18 protein-coding genes are annotated in these 18,413 nt (G+C 70.3%); 3 read left to right on the plus strand and 15 right to left on the minus strand.

Annotated features, from left to right (window positions below; translation table 11 throughout):
• Nucleotides 1–6: 6 nt before the first annotated feature.
• The 13 genes from ftsH to JMJ55_RS15275 all read right to left on the minus strand — a co-directional run bounded on the left by ftsH (nt 7) and on the right by JMJ55_RS15275 (nt 12,468).
• Nucleotides 7–1,929, minus strand: coding sequence for an ATP-dependent zinc metalloprotease FtsH (ftsH, locus tag JMJ55_RS15215; protein WP_202826401.1), 1,923 nt, complete (start codon nt 1,927–1,929; stop codon nt 7–9).
• 47 nt (nt 1,930–1,976) lie between these two features.
• Complete coding sequence (tilS, locus tag JMJ55_RS15220; RefSeq protein WP_202826402.1) at nt 1,977–3,275, minus strand: tRNA lysidine(34) synthetase TilS; 1,299 nt, start codon at nt 3,273–3,275, stop codon at nt 1,977–1,979.
• Between the two features lie 32 nt (nt 3,276–3,307).
• Entirely contained in the window at nt 3,308–4,201 is an 894-nt protein-coding gene (locus JMJ55_RS15225; RefSeq protein ID WP_202826403.1) for a tol-pal system YbgF family protein, read from the minus strand.
• A 265-nt stretch (nt 4,202–4,466) separates the two neighbouring features.
• Complete coding sequence (gene pal, locus JMJ55_RS15230; protein ID WP_202826459.1) at nt 4,467–4,949, minus strand: peptidoglycan-associated lipoprotein Pal; 483 nt, start codon at nt 4,947–4,949, stop codon at nt 4,467–4,469.
• 209 nt (nt 4,950–5,158) lie between these two features.
• Nucleotides 5,159–6,526, minus strand: a complete 1,368-nt coding sequence (gene tolB / locus JMJ55_RS15235; protein ID WP_202826404.1) for a Tol-Pal system beta propeller repeat protein TolB — start codon at nt 6,524–6,526, stop codon at nt 5,159–5,161.
• Between the two features lie 35 nt (nt 6,527–6,561).
• Complete coding sequence (locus JMJ55_RS15240; protein ID WP_202826405.1) at nt 6,562–7,767, minus strand: cell envelope integrity protein TolA; 1,206 nt, start codon at nt 7,765–7,767, stop codon at nt 6,562–6,564.
• Nucleotides 7,768–7,809: 42 nt separating this feature from the next.
• Nucleotides 7,810–8,316, minus strand: coding sequence for a protein TolR (gene tolR, locus JMJ55_RS15245; RefSeq protein WP_202826406.1), 507 nt, complete (start codon nt 8,314–8,316; stop codon nt 7,810–7,812).
• A 4-nt stretch (nt 8,317–8,320) separates the two neighbouring features.
• The gene (tolQ, locus tag JMJ55_RS15250; protein WP_202826407.1) at nt 8,321–9,079 is read right to left on the minus strand and encodes a protein TolQ; all 759 of its coding nucleotides are present in this window, start codon (nt 9,077–9,079) and stop codon (nt 8,321–8,323) included.
• 12 nt (nt 9,080–9,091) lie between these two features.
• Nucleotides 9,092–9,526 (minus strand): tol-pal system-associated acyl-CoA thioesterase, encoded by a 435-nt coding sequence (gene ybgC / locus JMJ55_RS15255; RefSeq protein WP_202826408.1) that lies wholly within the window; start codon nt 9,524–9,526, stop codon nt 9,092–9,094.
• On the minus strand, nt 9,523–10,605 hold the full coding sequence (ruvB, locus tag JMJ55_RS15260) for a Holliday junction branch migration DNA helicase RuvB (RefSeq protein WP_202826409.1): 1,083 nt from the start codon (nt 10,603–10,605) through the stop codon (nt 9,523–9,525). The genes ybgC and ruvB overlap by 4 nt, the downstream gene beginning before the upstream one ends.
• Nucleotides 10,602–11,210 (minus strand): Holliday junction branch migration protein RuvA, encoded by a 609-nt coding sequence (gene ruvA / locus JMJ55_RS15265; RefSeq protein WP_202826410.1) that lies wholly within the window; start codon nt 11,208–11,210, stop codon nt 10,602–10,604. Before ruvA ends, ruvB begins: the two co-directional genes overlap by 4 nt.
• Nucleotides 11,207–11,719, minus strand: a complete 513-nt coding sequence (gene ruvC, locus JMJ55_RS15270; RefSeq protein ID WP_328702659.1) for a crossover junction endodeoxyribonuclease RuvC — start codon at nt 11,717–11,719, stop codon at nt 11,207–11,209. Before ruvC ends, ruvA begins: the two co-directional genes overlap by 4 nt.
• A complete protein-coding gene (locus tag JMJ55_RS15275; RefSeq protein WP_202826411.1) occupies nt 11,719–12,468 on the minus strand; it encodes a YebC/PmpR family DNA-binding transcriptional regulator in 750 nt (249 codons plus the stop codon). Before JMJ55_RS15275 ends, ruvC begins: the two co-directional genes overlap by 1 nt.
• 120 nt (nt 12,469–12,588) lie before the next feature.
• Here JMJ55_RS15275 and JMJ55_RS15280 point away from each other — a divergent pair, with 120 nt between their 5' ends.
• Nucleotides 12,589–13,218: an MSMEG_1061 family FMN-dependent PPOX-type flavoprotein gene (locus JMJ55_RS15280; RefSeq protein WP_202826412.1), complete on the plus strand. Its 630-nt coding sequence runs from the start codon at nt 12,589–12,591 to the stop codon at nt 13,216–13,218.
• Here JMJ55_RS15280 and JMJ55_RS15285 read toward each other — a convergent pair.
• Entirely contained in the window at nt 13,215–13,430 is a 216-nt protein-coding gene (locus JMJ55_RS15285; RefSeq protein WP_202826413.1) for a hypothetical protein, read from the minus strand. The two genes, JMJ55_RS15280 and JMJ55_RS15285, sit on opposite strands and share 4 nt — an antisense overlap.
• 112 nt (nt 13,431–13,542) lie before the next feature.
• On the opposite strand from JMJ55_RS15285, the gene JMJ55_RS15290 reads away from it, so the two are divergent.
• The gene (locus JMJ55_RS15290) at nt 13,543–14,322 is read left to right on the plus strand and encodes a class I SAM-dependent methyltransferase (RefSeq protein ID WP_202826414.1); all 780 of its coding nucleotides are present in this window, start codon (nt 13,543–13,545) and stop codon (nt 14,320–14,322) included.
• A 73-nt stretch (nt 14,323–14,395) separates the two neighbouring features.
• On the opposite strand, the gene JMJ55_RS15295 is transcribed toward JMJ55_RS15290, so the two are convergent.
• On the minus strand, nt 14,396–17,104 hold the full coding sequence (locus tag JMJ55_RS15295; protein ID WP_202826415.1) for a beta strand repeat-containing protein: 2,709 nt from the start codon (nt 17,102–17,104) through the stop codon (nt 14,396–14,398).
• A gap of 392 nt (nt 17,105–17,496) precedes the next feature.
• Between JMJ55_RS15295 and JMJ55_RS15300 the strand changes: the two genes are divergently transcribed.
• Nucleotides 17,497–18,387, plus strand: a complete 891-nt coding sequence (locus JMJ55_RS15300; RefSeq protein WP_202826416.1) for a calcium-binding protein — start codon at nt 17,497–17,499, stop codon at nt 18,385–18,387.
• Nucleotides 18,388–18,413 lie beyond the last annotated feature (26 nt).

Genomic DNA, 18,413 nt, shown 5'->3' on the forward strand with positions numbered 1-18,413 from the left:
GCTGGACTAGGTGGCCGGCGCCGGGCCGGGGTTCAGCCCGCCGCTCGGGCGCGAGGAGCGGCCGCTGGAGGGCACGCTGCCGCGACCCTGCGGCACCGGCTCATCCGGCCGCTCGCGCACGATCGGCTCGCCGCGAATGATCTGCTTGATCTCGTCGCCGGAGATCGTCTCGTGCTCCAGCAGGCCCTTCGCCAGCAGGTGCAGCTCGTCGATGTTCTCGGAGAGCAGCTGCTTGCAGCGGGAATAGGCCTCGTCGATGATGCGGCGGATCTCGCCGTCGATCATCTGCGCGGTGTTCTCCGACAGGTTCTTCGACTGGGTGACGGAGTGGCCGAGGAAGACCTCCTGGCTGTTCTCGCCATAAGCGATCATGCCGAGCTTCTCGCTCATGCCCCACTCGGTGACCATCATGCGGGCCTGGTTGGTGGCCATCTTGATGTCGCCCGAGGCGCCGTTCGAGACCTTGTCCGGGCCGAAGATCAGCTCCTCCGCCACGCGGCCGCCCATGGCCATCGCCAGCTCGGAAAGCAGCTTCGACTTGTGCTTGGAGTAGCGGTCGCCCTCCGGCAGGGACATCACCAGGCCGAGGGCGCGGCCGCGGGGGATGATCGTCGCCTTGTGGACGGGATCGCATTCCGGGAGCTTCATGGCGCAGAGGGCATGGCCGGCCTCGTGATAGGCGGTCATGCGCTTCTCGTCCTCGGACATGACGAGGCTGCGGCGCTCGGCGCCCATCAGCACCTTGTCCTTGGCCTGCTCGAACTCGTGCATGCCGACGGTGCGGCGGCCGGTGCGGGCGGCGAGCAGGGCGGCCTCGTTCACGAGGTTCGCCAGGTCGGCGCCGGAGAAGCCGGGGGTGCCGCGGGCGATCACCTTCGGGTCGACATCGGAAGCCAGCGGGACCTTCCGCATATGGACGCGGAGGATCTTCTCCCGGCCCGACACGTCCGGGTTCGGCACCACGACCTGCCGGTCGAAGCGGCCCGGGCGGAGCAGGGCGGGATCGAGCACGTCCGGCCGGTTCGTCGCCGCGATGAGGATGACACCCTCATTGCTCTCGAAGCCGTCCATCTCGACGAGCATCTGGTTCAGGGTCTGCTCGCGCTCGTCATTGCCGCCGCCGAGGCCGGCGCCGCGATGACGGCCGACGGCGTCGATCTCGTCGATGAAGATGATGCAGGGGGCGTTCTTCTTGCCCTGCTCGAACATGTCACGGACGCGGGAAGCGCCGACGCCCACGAACATCTCGACGAAGTCAGAGCCGGAGATGGTGAAGAAGGGGACGTTGGCCTCGCCGGCGATGGCGCGAGCGAGCAGCGTCTTACCCGTGCCCGGGGGGCCCACCAGCAAGCAGCCCTTCGGGATCTTGCCGCCGAGGCGCTGGAACTTCTGCGGGTCGCGGAGGAACTCGACGATCTCCTCGAGCTCGCCCTTGGCCTCGTCGATGCCGGCCACGTCCTCGAAGGTGACGCGGCCCTGCTTCTCGGTCAGCAGGCGGGCGCGGGACTTGCCGAAGCCCATGGCACGGCCGCCGCCGGACTGCATCTGGCGCATGAAGAAGACCCAGACGCCGATGAGGAGCAGCATCGGGAACCAGGAGAGCAGGTAGTGGAAGAGCGGGTTGACGTCGCTCTCCTCCGGCCGGGCGACGACGCGGACGCCCTTCTCGGTCAGGCGGGAGACGAGGTTGGGGTCTTCCGGAGTATAGCTCTGGAAGGTCCGCCCATCATTCAGGGTGCCGTTGACCGTGCGGCCCTGGATGGTCACGTCCCGGACATGCCCGGCCCCGACCTCGTTGAGGAAGTCGGAATAGGCGACCTGTTGGGCGCCCCTTTGGGCGGAGCCGCTGGGCTGGAACAGGTTGAATAGCGCGACGAGCAGCAGCGCCACGATCACCCACAGCGCCAGATTGCGGCCGAAATTGTTCACCGATGCATATCCCGTTCCCGCCACGACCCGGATCGGGCCATGGTGCCTCAGGCAACGCCCAAGGCCAGCGACCCCCAAGATAGGGATGCCGACCCCGCCCGTGAATGCCCCCCCAGTGAAAGCTGCGGGCGCATCGCGACCGCATCATCCCGGAAGGCGCCGTCGAGGACAGGGCCCCCAGCGGGAGCGAACACGGTGGCGAAATCCGTGCAGCGCTCGGGGTCAGGATAATCCAGACCGGGCACCGCCACCAGCACGCCGTTGCACCAAATACTTGGCAATGCAGAGAGCACGGCGGCCGGCAGCCCTGGCGCGAGGCGACGCAGCCCGGCCGCCGCCGGCCCGAGGGCGCCCAGGCTGCAATCCCCGGCGCCAGGCCCGACCAGGCGGAAGCGCCCGTCCCAGAGGGTGCCGGTCCTGGCCGGCACCGGCGGGGCGAGGTCCGCCACCTCCCGCCGCAGCAGCCATCCTCCGGTCCGGGGCCGCAGCACGGCGCCGGCGAGGCTCCCCTGCCCCCGCTCCAGCAGTGCGGCCGTGGCGGCGCGGCCGGGCGCCAGCCGTCCCCCGCCCACCGCCCGCAGCAGGGCGGCCAGCGCCGCCTCGGCCAGCCGATCCTTGCCGAGTTCGGCGGGATCGATCTCGGCAAAGCCCTCGGGGTGGAGCCGGGCGGCGGCAGCGAGGCGGGCGGCGAGCGGCCCGGCCTCCCGCCCCCGACGGCGGGCGAAGGCGGCGGCGGCCTCGGCCAGGGCGGGGACCGCCTCCCCCTCCCCCAGCACGGCGCGCAGCCGGACACGGGCGAAGCGCGGATCGGCATTGCTTGGGTCGCGCAGCGGGGCGAGGCCGGCCGCGGCCACCACCGCCTCCAGCCGCGCCGGCGGGATGCCGAGCAGCGGTCGCAGGATCAGCGCCGCGCCCGCCGGCCGCGCCGCGGCCATGCCGGCCAGCCCATCCGGGCCGCTGCCGCGCAGGGCCCGGAACAGCAGCGTCTCCGCCTGGTCGCGCTGCTGATGGCCAAGCAGGAGCCACGGCCGCCCAGCCGCCCGACAGGCCTCCAGCAGGGCAGTCAGCCGTGCTTCGCGCGCCCTTTCTTGCAAACGGGACCCGGCGGGCAGGCCGAGCGGCAACAACCGGGCCTCGATCCCGCGCGCGGCGAGCAGGGCGATAGTGGCGGCGGTCTCGGCGCCGCTCTCGGGCCGCAGCCCGTGATCCACCACCAGGCCGAGCAGCGAGCCGCCCCGGGCGCGGGCCCACTCCGCGGCCAGCAGGGCCAGGGCCAGGCTGTCCGGCCCGCCGGAGATGCCGGCAGCAAGCGCCGGGGCCGGGCCGAAGGGCCCGAGCGGCGCCATCAGCGCCGCGAATTCCTGCTGCCCGACGGGGCTCAGCGGCAGCCGGCCCGACGCCGCCCTTCGGCCGCGCGCTCGGCCAACGGCGGGCGGAGATTGGGGAAATTGCTCCGCAGATCGTCCAGCGTGTCGCAGGCCTCGCGCTTGTTGCCGAGGCTGGCAAAGGCGCCGGCGAGGCCGATCAGCGCCTCGGGCGCGCGCGGCCCGGTGCGGCTGCGGGTAAAGGCGTCGTTATAGGCGAGCGCCGCGCCGGCATAGTCGCGCTTGCCGCTCAGCGCATCGCCGAGCAGGAGCTGCGCATCGGTGGCGCGGGTGCTGCCGCGGGCGGCGAGCGCCTCGCGCGCCGCAGCCTCGGCGGCGCCATAGTCGCGGCGGCCGAGTGCCGCCTGGCCATCGGCGATGGCCCGTTCCGGGGTACGGGCGGCGCTGGGCGCAGCCGCGGGCGGCGCGGCGGGTGCGCTGGGCGCGGCGGGGGCCGCCGCCCGGGCGGGCGGGGCCGCCGGCGCGGCCGCGCGGCCGCCACCCTGCCCCTCGAGCTGCTGGAGCCGGTAGTCGAGATCGCCCTGCAGCTTCTCGACCTGCTGGCCGAGATTGCGGTTGCGGTTCTCGCTCTCATCCAGCCGGCCGCGCAGGCGGCGCGTCTCATCCTCCAGCGCCGTCACCCGGTCGAGCAGCGCCCCGACCAGTTCGCCCTGCGGGGCGCCGCCGGAACGGGAGGGCGGCGGCACCACGGCCGGCGCGCCCATGGCGGAACCGCCGCGGCGGACTTGGTCCAGCTCTTGCCGGAGCTGGAGGATCTGGTTCTGGAGATAGATGCCTTCGCGGCTCTCGGCCTGGGCGAAGGCAGGGCCGGCCGGCAGCAGCGCCAGGGTGGCGATGGTGGTGGCGATGGTGGTGGCGAGGATCAGGGCGGCGAGCACGCGGCGCATCAAGGGGCCTCCGATGGGGCTCAGCGCAGAACGGTCCGCGCGAAACGGAATGCGGGCCGGCTGGATAAGGCAGCCGGCCCGCATCGGCCAGGGGGTTGTCCCCGAATATGCACGAAGCCGCCATCACGCCGGGGACAGCGCACCGGCGCGGCGGCCGGGCTTTAGACCGGCTTCACCCATGCCGTGCATGGCTGAAGCCGGTCCAGTCTTTTGTTTTGCCGCATTTTCCGAGGCGTCCGGCATTCACGCCGGACTTGAAAATGCTCTAGCGGACGACGGTGACGGCGCGGCGGTTCTGCGCCCAGGCATCCTCGGAGGAGCCGAGGGCGGCCGGACGGTCCTTGCCGTAGGAGATGGTGGAGATGCGGGCGCCGGCGGTGCCGGTCGCCACCAGCACGTCGCGGGCGGCATTGGCGCGGCGCTGACCGAGGGCGAGGTTGTATTCGCGGGTGCCGCGCTCATCGGCATGGCCTTCGACCTGCACCGTCACCTGCGGATAGCGGGACAGCCAGGCGGACTGGCGCTCGAGCACCGAGCGCTGGTCGGCGCGGATGCTGGACTCGTCGGTGTCGAAGAAGACGCGGTCGCCGACATTGGCCACCAGGTCTTCCTGGCTGCCCGGGCGCGGGCCGGCCGAGCTGCCCGCGGCGGCGCCAGCGCCGGTGGCGGCGTTGTCGGCGGTCGAGGACTGGCAGGCGGTCAGCAGGGCAAGCGCGGCAACGGCACCCAGAAGCTTGGCATTGAGCATCATGTCGTCCCTTCTTCGTCCAAATGGCGCAGCGCGGAACTGCGGAATTCCACGACGGGCGTTACAACCAGCGCGTTAGAGGGTCAAGGCAAGGGGGCACGAATAGGGCAATATCCGCACCCGCCCATGCTATCGCAGCAGGCCTGCCATTACTGTGACGAAGAAGTCGCAGGGTGATTGTTTCCGCTTATTGCAAACGCCCTGCGCAATCAGGCCAACAACGGTGACCAGGCCGGGTCGGACGCGTCGGTCGGGGTGACGATCTGGCGTTCGTTGAAGCCGGCGATGTCGATGCTGGACAGGCGCGCGGAATAGCCGCCGCCGCGCGAATCCCGTGCCGGGGTCTCGCGGAAATACATCATGACGCGGCCATTGGGGGCGAAGGTCGGGCCTTCCATCCCCCAGCCTTCCGACAGGATGCGCTCGCCCGAACCGTCGGGCCGCATCACGCCGATGGCGAACTGCCCGCCCGAGATGCGGGTGAAGGCGATCAGGTCGCCGCGCGGCGACCAGACCGGCGTCGCATAGCGGCCGCGGCCGAAGGAGATGCGGCGCACGCCGCCACCGCCGGCATCCATGACATAGATCTGCTGGTCGCCGCCGCGATCGGAGTTGAAGACGATCTGCGAGCCGTCCGGCGAGAAGCAGGGCGAGACATCGAGCCCGCCGCCCGAAGTGAGCTGCCGTTCCCGCCGGCTGCCGAGATCGACGACATAGATGTTCGCGTCATTGCCGCGCGTCGAGGAGAGCACCACGCTGCGCCCATCCGGCGAGAAGCGCGGCGAGAGGGTCATGCCCTGGAAGGTGCCCAGCACCTCCTGCCGGCCGCTCTCGATATTGAAGAGATAGACCCGCGGCTCGCCGCGCGCATAGGACATGAAGGCGATCTGCTGCGCATTCGGATGGAAGCGCGGGGTCAGCGCCGCGGCGGAACCATCGGTCAGGAAGCGCTGGTTCTCGCCATCCTGGTCCATGATGGCGAGGCGGCGGACGCGGCGGTCGCGCGGCCCGGTCTCGGCGACATAGACGACGCGGGTGTCGAAATAACCCTTCTCGCCCAGCAGCCGCTCATAGATCACGTCGGAGATCAGATGCGCGATGCGGCGCCAATTGGCCGCCGGCGCGGTGAAGGCGGTGCCCTGGATCTGCGCCTCGGGCAGCACGTCCCAGAGGCGGAATTCGACCCGCAGCCGGTCACCGGACAGCTCGGCCCGGCCGGTGGTCAGGGCCTGGGCGCCGATGACGCGCCAGTCCTGGAAGCGCGGCGTCTGCGCCGCGGCTTCTGCGGTCTGGATATAGGCGGCGCGGTCGACCGGCCGGAACAGGCCGGAATTGCGCAGGTTGTTCAGCACCACGCCGGCGATGGCCTGGCCGACGCGCTGCGCCTCGCCGGAGCCGCCGGCGAAATTCGGCACCGCGATCGGGATCGGATCGGTGCGCGCCTTGGTGATGTCGACCACCGAGCTCGGCCCGCCTTGGGCGAAGGCCGGCAGGCCGGTCAGCAGCGGCAGGCCGAGCGCGGCACCGCCGAAGATCGCGGCGCGGCGGGAGAGCTGGCGGATCGCAGCGTCATCCATCTGGGTCTTCCTCCGGTGTTTCGATCCGCGCGGCCTCAGCGCAGGCCGAGGTCGCGCGGGTTGAAGCGGAAAATGGTGTCCCGCAGCGCCGCCAGGCGTTCGCGCGGCAGCGGCAGCGGGTTGCATTTCGGGTCGAGCAGGGCGCGGCGCGCCGCCTCATAGACCGCGCGGGCGCGCGGCTCGGAGGGCGGGCTGCCATTCGGGCGGACATTGCGGACGGTGCCGCCGGCATCCACCTCGACCCGGAACTCCACGACGATGCTCTGGATGTTCAGCCCGCCGGCATCGACGCTCCAGCACTCGCTGATCTTGTCGGCGAGGCCGGCCTTCTCCCCGGCGCTGAGATTGGCGGTGCCGGTCGGCGTGCCGCCGCCCTGCTGCGGCGCGCCAGGGCTGGGCTGCGGCCGGCCGCGCGGCGCCTCGTTCGAGGCCTGCATCTGGCGCAGGCGGTCGAGCGTGCTCTGGACGCTGCTGCTCAGCTCCTGCGGGCGGGAGACGGGCGGCGTGCGGCCGGTGCCGGCCTGCTGGTTGGTGGTCGGCGGCGGCGGCACCGGGGTCGGCGGCGCGGGCCTGGCATCAGGGCGCGGCGGGGCCGGGGGCGTCGCCTGCGCCTGCTGCTGCGGCCGCGGCGGCTGGGGCGGCGCGGGCGGCGTCGGCTGCGCCTGCTGCTGCGGCTTCGGCGGCTGCGGCGGCGTGGGCGGCGTCGGCTGGGCCTGCTGCTGCGGGCGCGGCGGCGTGGGCGGCGTCGGCGGGGTCTGTGGCTGCGGCTTCGGCGGCTCGGGCGGCGGCGGCGGCAGGGGCGCGACCTCGGCCATCTGCTGCGGCGGCGGCTGCGGGCGCTGCGGGGCCGGCGTCGGCGGTGGCGGGCTGGGGGCCGGCTGCGGCGGGCTCGGCGTGGGCGGGCTCGGCCGCGGCGGCGCGGCCTGGGCCTGCGGCGCGGGCGGCGGAGGTGCGGCCGGCGGGGGTGGTGGCGGCGGTGGCGGCGGGGTCGGCAGCCGATCCTCGCGCACCGGCTCAGGCGCCGGCGGCTCGGGCCGCGGCGGCTGCGGGACGGACGTAGGCGCGGCGACCGGCGCCGCCTCCGAGGCGCCTTGCGCCTGTTGGGCCGGCAGGCTGGCGACGATCTCGACCGCGATCGCCTCCTCCTTCGGCTCCTCGAGCTTCGGCGGGATGCCGAAGACCAGGCCGAGCAGCAGGGCGACGACGTGCAACGCCGCCGAGACCAGGCCCCAGAAACGCATTCCCCTGTGCTGCATGACCGCGCCCCCGCGCGTGGCCTCCGCTCAGCGGGTCGGACGGGTGGCGGGACGGGCAGCCGCCGGTGCGGCGGCCGCGGCCGGGCGGCCCGCGGGCTGTTCGGCCAGCAGCGCCACCTTGCTGAAGCCGCCGGCGCTGATGGTCCCCATCACCTCCATGACGCGGCCATAGCTGATCGCCTTGTCGCCGCGGACGAAGATGCGGCGTTCCTGCGCATTCGGCCCCTGCGCCGACTCGCCGGCGATGGCCTGCAGCCGCGCCACCAGCCCCTCCAGCGGGATCTCGGTCTCCTGGAGGAAGATCTTGCCCTCGGGGTTCACGGTGATGGTGATCGGCTCGTTGTCCTGGTTCAGCGTGCTGGCCTGGGTCTTCGGCAGGTCGACCGGCACGCCGACCGTCATCAGCGGCGCCGCGACCATGAAGATGATCAGCAGCACCAGCATGACATCGACCAGCGGGGTGACGTTGATCTCGGCCATGGGCCGGTAGCGGCCGCGCCCCTTCCCGCGGCCGGCATTGAGCGAGGCGGCCATGGCCCTACTCCGCCGCCGGCGCCGGAGCGCGGGCCTCGGCGCCCGCCACCGCGCTCTCGGACTGGCGCGACAGGATGGCGCCGAATTCCGAAGCGAAGCCTTCCAGCCGGCTGGCGAAGCGGGCGAGGTCGGTGCTGATCTTGTTGTAGGCGAGCACCGCCGGAATGGCGGCGACGAGGCCGATCGCGGTAGCGAAGAGCGCCTCCGCGATGCCGGGCGCGACCACCGCGAGGTTGGTGTTCTGCATGCCCGCGATGGCGGCAAAGCTGTTCATGATGCCCCAGACCGTGCCGAACAGGCCGACGAAGGGCCCGACCGAGCCCACCGAGGCAAGGAAGACCATCCAGCGCTCCATCCGGTCCATCTCGCGCTGCACGGTGACGCTCATGCTGCGGTCAATCCGCTCCTTCAGCCCGGCGGCGACGAGGTCGGAGCCGGCGAGGCGCTGGGCGCTGCGGCGCCATTCCCGCATGGCGGAGGCGAAGACCGCGGCCATCGGGTGGGAGGGCTGGTCGCCCTCCTTCCGGTAGAGGTCGTCGAGGCTGCCGCCGGACCAGAAGGCGTCCTCGAACTCATCCGCCGCGCGGTTGGCCCGGCGCAGGCTGGTGATCTTCTCGAAGACGATGGCCCAGACCCAGACGGAGGCGAGCAGCAGCCCGACCATCACGAGCTTCACCACCCAGTCGGCCTGGAGGAACAGGCCCCAGAGGGACAGGTCGTGCAATGCGCCGCCCAGATCCGTCGCCGTCACGCTGCGGTCCACCGCCACTCTCCTCTATCCAGCCAGGTCCGGCACGCCGCCCAGGGCGCTCCGCCAGGGCTCGGGGATGCGCTTCGGCCGCTGCGCGTCCCGGTCGATGCAGGCCAATTCCACACGGAGCGCGGCCAGCGTCTCCTCCCCCCGGACCATGCGTTGGTCGAGCAGGAGGGTGACGCCCCTGACCGCGATCACCCGGGTCTCGACCACGATCGCGTCATCGAGTCGGGCGGGGCGCCAATACTCCACTTCGATGCGCCGCACCACGAGTATCGCAGCATGACGCTCCATCATAAGCGAATGCGGCAAGCCCATGTCGCGCAAGGATTCCGTCCGGGCCCGTTCGGCCCAGCGGAGATAGTTGGCGTGATAGGCCATCCCCCCCGCATCGGTGTCCTCGAAATAGACCCGAATCGGAAAATGATGCGCCTTGCCAGGGGGCGGCGTCTTCACGGCTCGCCGCCCAGGAGCAGGTCGGGCTGGATGGCGAAGCTGGCCGGCGGGCTGAGCCCGAGATGCGTCCAGCCGGGCATGCCGAGCATGCGGCCGCGCGGCGTGCGGAGCACCAGCCCTTCCTGGATCAGATAGGGCTCGATGACATCCTCGATCGTGTCGCGGCTCTCGGCCAACGCCGCGGCCAGGGTCTCGACCCCGACCGGGCCGCCGTTATGGTGCTCGGCGATCCGCCGCAGGTAGCGGCGGTCCATGGCGTCCAGCCCCTTGCTGTCCACCTCCAGCCGGGTCAGCGCGCCATCGACCATGGCGCGGTCGGCCGCCTTGCCGGTGACGCTGGAGAAGTCCCGCACCCGGCGCAGCAGGCGGCCGGCGATGCGCGGCGTGCCGCGGGACCGGCGGGCGATCTCCAGCGCACCGGCCTCGGCCAGCTCGAAGCCAAGCTTCTCGGCGCCGCGGCGGACGATCCGCAGCAGCTCCTCCGGCGTGTAGAATTGCAGGCGGAGCGGGATGCCGAAGCGGTCGCGCAGCGGCGTCGCCAGCAGCCCGGCGCGGGTGGTGGCGCCGACCAGGGTGAAGGGCGGCAGGTCGATCCGCACCGTGCGCGCCGCCGGCCCCTCCCCGATGATGAGGTCGAGCTGGAAATCCTCCATCGCCGGATAGAGGGTTTCCTCGAGCGCCGGCTGCAGCCGGTGGATCTCATCGACGAAGAGCACGTCGCGCGGCTGGAGGTTGGTCAGGATGGCGGCGAGGTCGCCGGCGCGTTGCAGGATCGGGCCGCTGGTCGCGCGGAAGCCGACTCCAAGCTCCCGCGCCACGATCTGCGCCAGCGTCGTCTTGCCGAGGCCCGGCGGGCCGTGCAGCAGGACATGGTCCAGCGCCTCGCCCCGGGCGCGGGCCGCCTGGATGAAGATCGCCAGATTCTCCCGCAGCGCCTGCTGGCCGGTGAAGTCGGCCAGGACCTGCGGGCGGAGCGTCGCCTCGGCGGCATCCTCCTCGGTGCGGGCGGGTGTGGTGATGCGGTCATCCGCCTCGCTCTCGGGCGGGGGCGGCGGGGGGCGACGGCGGGAGCCGCTCATCGGGCGAGCTCCTTCAGGCTGTCGCGGATCAGGGCCTCGAGCGCGACCTCCTCGCCGAGCCGGGACTGGGCGCGGTTCACCGCCGCCTGCGCCTCGGGCCGCTTCCAGCCGAGATTGATCAGCGCGGAGACGGCATCGGCGGCAGCGCCGGGCGGTGGCGCGGCAGTGGCAGGCCCGGCGGCGATGCCGCTCGGCGGCTGGATGCCACCCGCCCAGTCGCGCAGCTCCGTCACCAGCCGGTCCGCCAGCTTGGCGCCGACGCCATTGGCCTGGCGCAGCCCGGCCCGGTCGGCGCGGCGCACCGCCTCAGCCAGGTCCTCGGGGGCGAAGGCGGAGAGGATGTCGAGCGCCAGCTTGGTCCCGACCCCCTGGACGGAAGTGAGCTTGCGGAAGGTATCGCGCTCCGCCGCGCTGCCGAAGCCGACCAGCACGATGGCGTCCTGGCGCACCTGGGTTTCCACCAGCATGGCGGCCTGGCCCTGCACGTCGCGCAGCCGGTCGAGGGTCTTGGTGGAACAGGACAACAGATAGCCCACGCCGTTCACGTCGAAGATGCAGCCGCCTTCGACTAGCGCATCCAGCTTGCCGGTGAGTTTCCCGATCATGCCGGCACGTAACCCTGGGCAAGGGCGCGTCTCGTCCCGCGATGGTGGGCATGGCAGATGGCGATGGCCAGCGCATCCGCGGCGTCCGCCCGGCGGATGACCGCACCGGGCAGCAGGCGGCGCACCATCGCCTCCACCTGCGCCTTCTCGGCATGGCCGGTGCCGACCACGGCGCGCTTCACCTCCATCGCCTGGTATTCGGCGACGAGGATGCCGGACAGCGCCGGGGTCAGCAGCACCACCCCGCGCGCCTGGCCGAGCTTCAGCGCGGCGCCGGGGTTCTTGTTGACATAGGTATGCTCGACCGCCGCCTCATCCGGCCGCCACTGCTCAATCAGCGCCATCAGTCCGCGATGCAGGGTGCAGAGCCGTTCGGCCAGGGGCTGGTCGGCGGCGGTGGAGATGACGCCGTCGCCGAGATGCCGCAGCCGGCTACCGGCGCTCTCCACCACCCCCCAGCCGGTATGCTGGAGGCCGGGATCGAGTCCCAGCAGGCGGACGGCTCCGATCAGGCCGAGAGCCGCTGCGACACGGCCTCCGAGACCTCGAAATTGGCGTAGACGTTCTGCACGTCGTCGCTCTCGTCCAGCCGGTCGATCAGCTTCAGGATGTCCTGCGCCTTCTCCTCATCGAGGTCGATGCGCATGGTCGGCACCCATTCGATCCGGGCGCTCTCGGGGCTGCCGAAGCGGGCTTCCATCGCATCGCGCACGGCGAAGAAATCCTCCGGCGCGCAGGTGACCTCATGCCCCTCCTCGTCAGACTCGACATCCTGGGCGCCGGCCTCGATGGCGGCTTCCAGCATCTCATCCGCCTTGTCGGGCAGGCCGGGGAACCAGAGCACGCCGCGGCGCTCGAATTGGAAGGAGACGCTGTTGGTCTCGCCCAGCGCCCCGCCATGCTTGGCGAAGGCGCTGCGCACATCGCCGGCGGTGCGGTTGCGGTTGTCCGTCAGCGCCTCGACGATGATGGCGACGCCATGCGGGCCGTAGCCCTCATAGCGGACCTCCTGATACTCCTCGCCCTGGCCGCCCTGGCTGGCGCGCTTGATGGCGCGGTCGATCGTGTCCCGCGTCATGTTCGCCGTGAGCGCGGCCTTCACCGCGGCGCGCAGCCGCGGGTTCATGGCCGGGTCGGGCAGGCCCTGCTTGGCCGAGACGCTGATCTCGCGGATCAGCTTGCCGAAGGCCCGGGCCTTCTTCGCGCCCTGCGCCGCCTTGCGGTGCATGATGTTCTTTGCGTGCGAGTGGCCGGCCATGGCCGCAGCCTCTCCCCTAGCCTGAGATTCCGGTTGAAGACCGGCTTATAGCGTCAGCCCCGCACAAGCGCCACGGCCAGGCTTGAACTCCGGCTCTGTGGACTGGCAACCTATCCTCCCATGGACGCATTGACCCCCGCCGACCCGTTCGCCGTCGCCACCCTCGAACAGCTGGCGACCCTCTATGACCCGCCGCGCGAGCTGGTGCTGAAGAAGGTGATCCCGCGGCTGGAGCCGAAGGCGATGGCCTTCATCGCCGCCTCGCCCTTCGCCATCCTGGCGACGGTGGGGCCGGATGGGGTGCATGCCAGCCCGCGCGGGGATGATCCGGGCTTCATCGTGCCGCTCGACGACCGGACCCTGGCGCTGCCGGACCGGCGCGGCAACAACCGGCTGGATGCGCTGCGGGACATCATCGCCAATCCGGCCGTCGCACTGCTGTTCCTGGTGCCGGGGGTGGGGGAGGCGCTGCGGGTGAACGGCACCGCCCGCATCACCGCCGACCCGAGCCTCCGCGAGCGCTTCACCGCCCAGGGCAAGGTGCCGACGACGGTGGTGCTGGTGACGGTGCGCGAGGCCTATATGCAATGCGCCAAATCGGTCATGCGCTCGAAGCTCTGGGGCGAACGGGCCCGGCCGCGGGCGGTGCCGAGCATGGGCGAGCTGATCGCCGCCCATACCGGCGGCGCCGTGGACCCGGCCAGCTACGATGCCGAGGCGCCGCAGCGCCTGCGGGACATTATGTACTAAGGTACCGGAACGGCCAGGGGCTCGGGCACCGCCCGCTCCTGGCGCTGGGTCTGGGGCGCCGGCACCCGGCGGCTGCGCCCTGCCTCCCGCCGGCGGGCCACTTCCTCCCGCGCATAGGCGTCGCGCAGGGCGCCGTCATAGGTCAGGCCGGCGGCAGCACCGCCCAGGACCGAGGTTCCGGGCCCGAAAGCCCGCTGGTTCAGCTGGTCCATCCCCGCTCTCCTCGCCTGCGCCACGGGATTGTGCATGCCTGGGCCCCGGTTCGGTATGACAAGACGGTGAGAGTGATGGAACCGGCAGCCGCACCAGGATCGAGGACCCCGCATGAGCCGCAAGCTCCAGAGCGTTGCAAGTTACGAACAATTTGTCACCCATCTCCTGGCCAATTTCCCCGAGGAGGAGGCGCTGTCGATCGCGGTCGGCGGCAATTACGAACAGATCGGGGTCTATGAGCATGCCCTGCTGCGGGAACACGGGCTGAAGCCGAACCAGTTGGTGGTGGATATCGGCTGCGGCTCCGGCCGGCTGGCCTGGCAGCTCCGCCGCTATCCCTATCTGCGCTATGTCGGGACGGACCCGGTGCCGGCGCTGGTAGATTATGCCCGGCGCAAGGTGGAACGGCCGGATTTCCAATTCCTGGTCGAGACCGGGAACGGAATCCCGGTGGCGGATGGCAGCGCCGACCTGATCGTCTTCTTCTCGGTCTTCACCCATCTCCTGCCGGAAGAATCCTATGCCTATCTGGAATCGGCCTGGCAGGCGCTGCGGCCGGGGGGGAAGGTCATCTTCTCCTTCCTCGAATTCACCGTGCCGGTTAACTGGCCGATCTTCCAGAACTGCGTCGCCTGGGCGCGGAGCACTGGCCGGGCCGGGCATCTCAACCTCTTCCTTCACCGGTCCGACCTGCGGATCTGGGCGGAGCGGCTGGGCTTCAACGTCGCCGCGATGCTCTATGGCGACCAGCCGATCGTGACGGTGGATGCGGAATCGGCCACGCAGCGGGTGCCGGCGGGGCGCTATCCGCTCGGCCAGTCGCTCTGCGTGCTGCGGAAGCCGGCGCCGGGCGAGCCAGTGCAGCCAGCCGCGGTCCAGCGCGAGGCATAGAAAAAGGGCCGGGCATCGCTGCCCGGCCCTCTCGGTGCTGGTCGGTGAGGGGCGTTGCCGCCCCCCCCAAGGCTCAGACGAAGGCGACGTCCCGACTGAAGTCGAAGCCGGAGAGGTCACCGATGAAGGTGATCGACATCGCGTCATGCATGAAGAACAGGTCGCCATCCACCAGGGTGAAGTCGTCCTCGGTGACGCCGGAGGCGGCGCTGAAGACCAGCTTGTCCAAACCCGCCTCGAAGTCGGTCAGGACATCATCGCCCGTGAGGGCAGCAGTGCCGAGACGGTCGGTGAAGCTGAAGGTATCCGCGCCAGCGCCACCGGTGAGGAAGTCGCTGCCATCGGCGCCCATCAGGGTATCGTCGCCGGCACCGCCGACGAGGATATCGTCGCCGTCACCGCCATCGAGCAGGTTGGCTTCGCCATTGCCGGTCAGGTTGTCGCTGCCCGAGCCGGAGCGGATGCCCTCGATGGAGATGAACTGCATGTCGAGGGCAGGGCTGGGCGGGGCCGACAGGTCGATGCTGAGGCCCTTGCCGCCATAGGTGCCGAAGTCCACCACATCGAAGCCGGTGCCGCCATCGAAGCTGTCGGCCGCGCCGGGCAGGGAAGCCAGCTTCGTCCGAACGATGAAGAGGTCGTCGCCATCGCCACCGCGCAGGTCGTTCGAGCCCTCGCCGCCGATGATGGTATCGTTGCCGCCACCAGCCAGGATGAGGTCGTCGCCCACACCACCGGTGATCCGCTCGGCGCCGTCTCCGCCGAAGATCTGGTCGTTGCCTTCATCACCATTCAGGGTGCCGCTGAGTGCGCCACCGACAATGGTATCATCACCGATGCTGGCATTGATCGTGTCATGGCCACCGCCGCTGGAGAGGTAATCGTTACCGTCCCCACCGGAGATCGCCTCAGACCCGGACCCGCCGGAGATGGTGTCGTTGCCGTCACCACCGATCAGGGTGCTGGCGCCGTCGTTGCCGATAATGTCGTCGTTGCCGATCCCACCATCGATGACATCCGCACCGCCGCCACTTGCCAGGTAATCGGCGCCTTCGCCGCCGGAGATGGATTCGGAACCCGTCCCGCCGGAGATGGAGTCGTTGCCGTCGCCGCCGATCAGGGTGCTGGCGCCGCTGTCACCGAAGATGGCATCGTTGCCGATCCCGCCATCGATGGTGTCGGCCCCGCCGCCACCCGTCAGATAGTCGTTGCCGTCATCGCCCGAGATGCTGTCGGCGAAGGCGCTGCCGGTAACCACATCGTCGCCCGTGCCGCCGAGCACGGTGCCGGCCGCGGTAAAGCCAAGAACCGTATCGTTGCCGATCCCGGCATCGATGGTGTCGGCACCGCCGCCGGAGAAGATGTAGTCGGCGCCTTCGCCGCCGGAGATGGATTCGGAACCCGTCCCGCCGCTGATCGCATCGTTGCCGTCGCCGCCGATCAGGGTGCTGGCACCGCTGTCACCGAAGATGGTATCGTTGCCAATCCCGCCATCCACCGTATCGGCACCGCCGCCGGTGTAGATCAGGTCGTTGTCGTCACCGCCTGAGATGCTGTCGACGAAGGCGCTGCCGACAAGCAGATCATCGCCCGTGCCGCCGAGCACGGTGCCGGCCGCGGTGAGGCCGAGAACCGTATCGTTGCCGATCCCGGCATCGATGGTGTCGGCACCGCCGCCGGAGGAGATGTAGTCGGCGCCGTCGCCGCCGGAGATGGATTCGGAACCCGTCCCGCCGGAGATGGAGTCGTTGCCGTCGCCGCCGATCAGGGTGCTGGCGCCGCTGTCACCGAAGATGGCATCGTTGCCGATCCCGCCATCCACCGTATCGGCACCGCCGCCGGTGTAGATGAGGTCGTTGTCGTCACCGCCCGAGATGCTGTCGGCGAAGGCGCTGCCGACAAGCAGATCATCGCCCGTGCCGCCCAGCACGGTGCCGGCCGCAGCAAGGCCGAAAACGGTGTCGGCCCCGGCCCCGGCATCGACGGTGTCGGCACCACCGCTGCCGGCATCGATGTAGTCGGCACCGTCGCCGCCCGAGATGCTGTCGCTGCCGATGCCGCCAACCACGACGTCATCGCCATCGCCGCCCCCGAGGGTGGCACCGGTGCTGCTGCCATAGACAGTATCGCTGCCTGTGCCGCCATCCACCGTATCGGCGCCGCCGCCGGTGTAGATGAGGTCGTTGTCGGCGCCGCCCGACAGGCTGTCGGCGAAGCTGCTGCCGACGATCAGGTCATTGTCGGCACCGCCCGTGACGGTGCTGGCAGCCGCAGCAAAAAGGGTATCATTGCCGATGCCACCGTCGATCGAGTCGGTGCTGCGACCGGTAATGTAGTCGGCGCCAGCGCCGCCGATCAGGGTGGAGGCGCTGAGGCCGCCCGTGATGGTGTCGTTGTTGTCGCCGCCATCGATAAAGGCGCTGCCGCTGCCCGCATCGATCGCGTCATTGCCGCCGCCGGCATAGACAATGTCGCTGCCTTCGCCGGTCGAGATGAAGTCGGCGCCGTCGCCCGCGAGGATGGAGTCGTTGCCGTCGCCGGCCGAGACCACGTCGCCGATCGCATCGCCGGTGGCGACGACGGTGTCGTTGCCATCGCCCGACAAGATCAGATCGGCGCCGGTGCCGGCGTCGATGGAGTCATCGCCTTCGGCCGAATAGACGGTGTCGTTGCCGGCGAGGCCCTGGAACGTGTCGTTGCCGGGATAGCCGTAGAAAACGTCGTCGTCCGCTGTTCCCAGCAGGTCGTCAGGACCGAAAGTCCCAGGAATAATATTGACCATCGAGGCGCCTCCGCGGCTACGAAGCGAACTGGAAACGCCCCCCACATGGGGCGCCCATTCAACCTATACCGCGGACTTATAATCTGTTCACAACCGCTGGTGAAGCGGGCAGCGCGTCTCAATTTGTACCACAGGTTATCGCTGTCCCTTAGGTTGCCAAACCCTGACCTGTGTCAAACTCACGAATGCGTGATGTCGCAACCGTCGCAAAATTGCTGCGAAATCCTCGTCCAGCCACTTCCGGCGGGCTGAATCGGACCAAGAGCCCAGGTCCGTCGGCCCGGCCGTCCCAGTTCCCGAACCGGTGTAATGACTTGTCGCTGCCGGTGCCTCTAGATTGACCATGTCCCAACCGGTGGTTAAACATGCCCCCAGCAGCAGGCACCTGACCGGTGCCGAACTTTCTCGGCGGGGTGTTGGCCATGGCGGATTTTGCTTCGATACCGGGAGGCGCTTCCCTCCCCGCTGATAGCAGCAACAGCAGTTTCGACGCCTTCTATCATATCGAGACCGGCGGCACCTTCATCGACCGCAGCGCCGCGATCGGGCATTCGACCCTTGTGGATGCCTCTGGCGCGAACGGTGGGGTGGCTTTCAAGGGCAGCGACGCCTCGGACAGCGGCAACTTCGGCTTCCAGGGCAGCGCCCATGCCGACACGGTGAACGGCGCCGGCGGCAACGACAGCATCTCGCTCGGTGAGGGCAACAACTACGCCACCGGCGGCAGCGGCGACGACTCCATCACGGCCGGGTCGGGCAACGACACGGTTGTCGGCGGCACCGGCCACGACCAGATCTTCGGCGGCGATGGCGCCAACAACCTGCAGGGCGGCGACGGCAACGACACCGTATCGGGCGGCAGCGGCGCCGACATGATCTCGGGCGGAGCGGGCAATGACAGCCTCTGGGGCGGCGCGGGCAACGATACGCTGATCGGCGGCGACGGCAACGACCGGTTCGCCGGCGCTGCTGGCGACGACCTGCTGATGGGCGGCTCGGGCGCGGATACCTTCGCCTATGACACCGGCTTCGGCGGCAACGACATCATCTCCGGCTTTACCTATGGCCAGGACATGGTGGAGATCAAAGCCGGCATGGGCGGCATCAACGAGACCGGCGGCAACATCACGGGCTTCGACGGCTCGATCAACAAGATCGAGGTCGTGGGCAGCAGCGTGAAGGTCACCATCGGCAGCGATACGATCCTCATCAAGGGCATCAGCGGGGCCAGCGCCGCCGACCTCGCCGCCCATCCCGAGGCCTGGATCAAGATCGCCCACTGAATGGTTGGATAAAGAGCACGGAAACC

The organism is Belnapia mucosa (assembly GCF_016775475.1).
Taxonomy (GTDB): Bacteria; Pseudomonadota; Alphaproteobacteria; order Acetobacterales; family Acetobacteraceae; genus Belnapia; species Belnapia mucosa.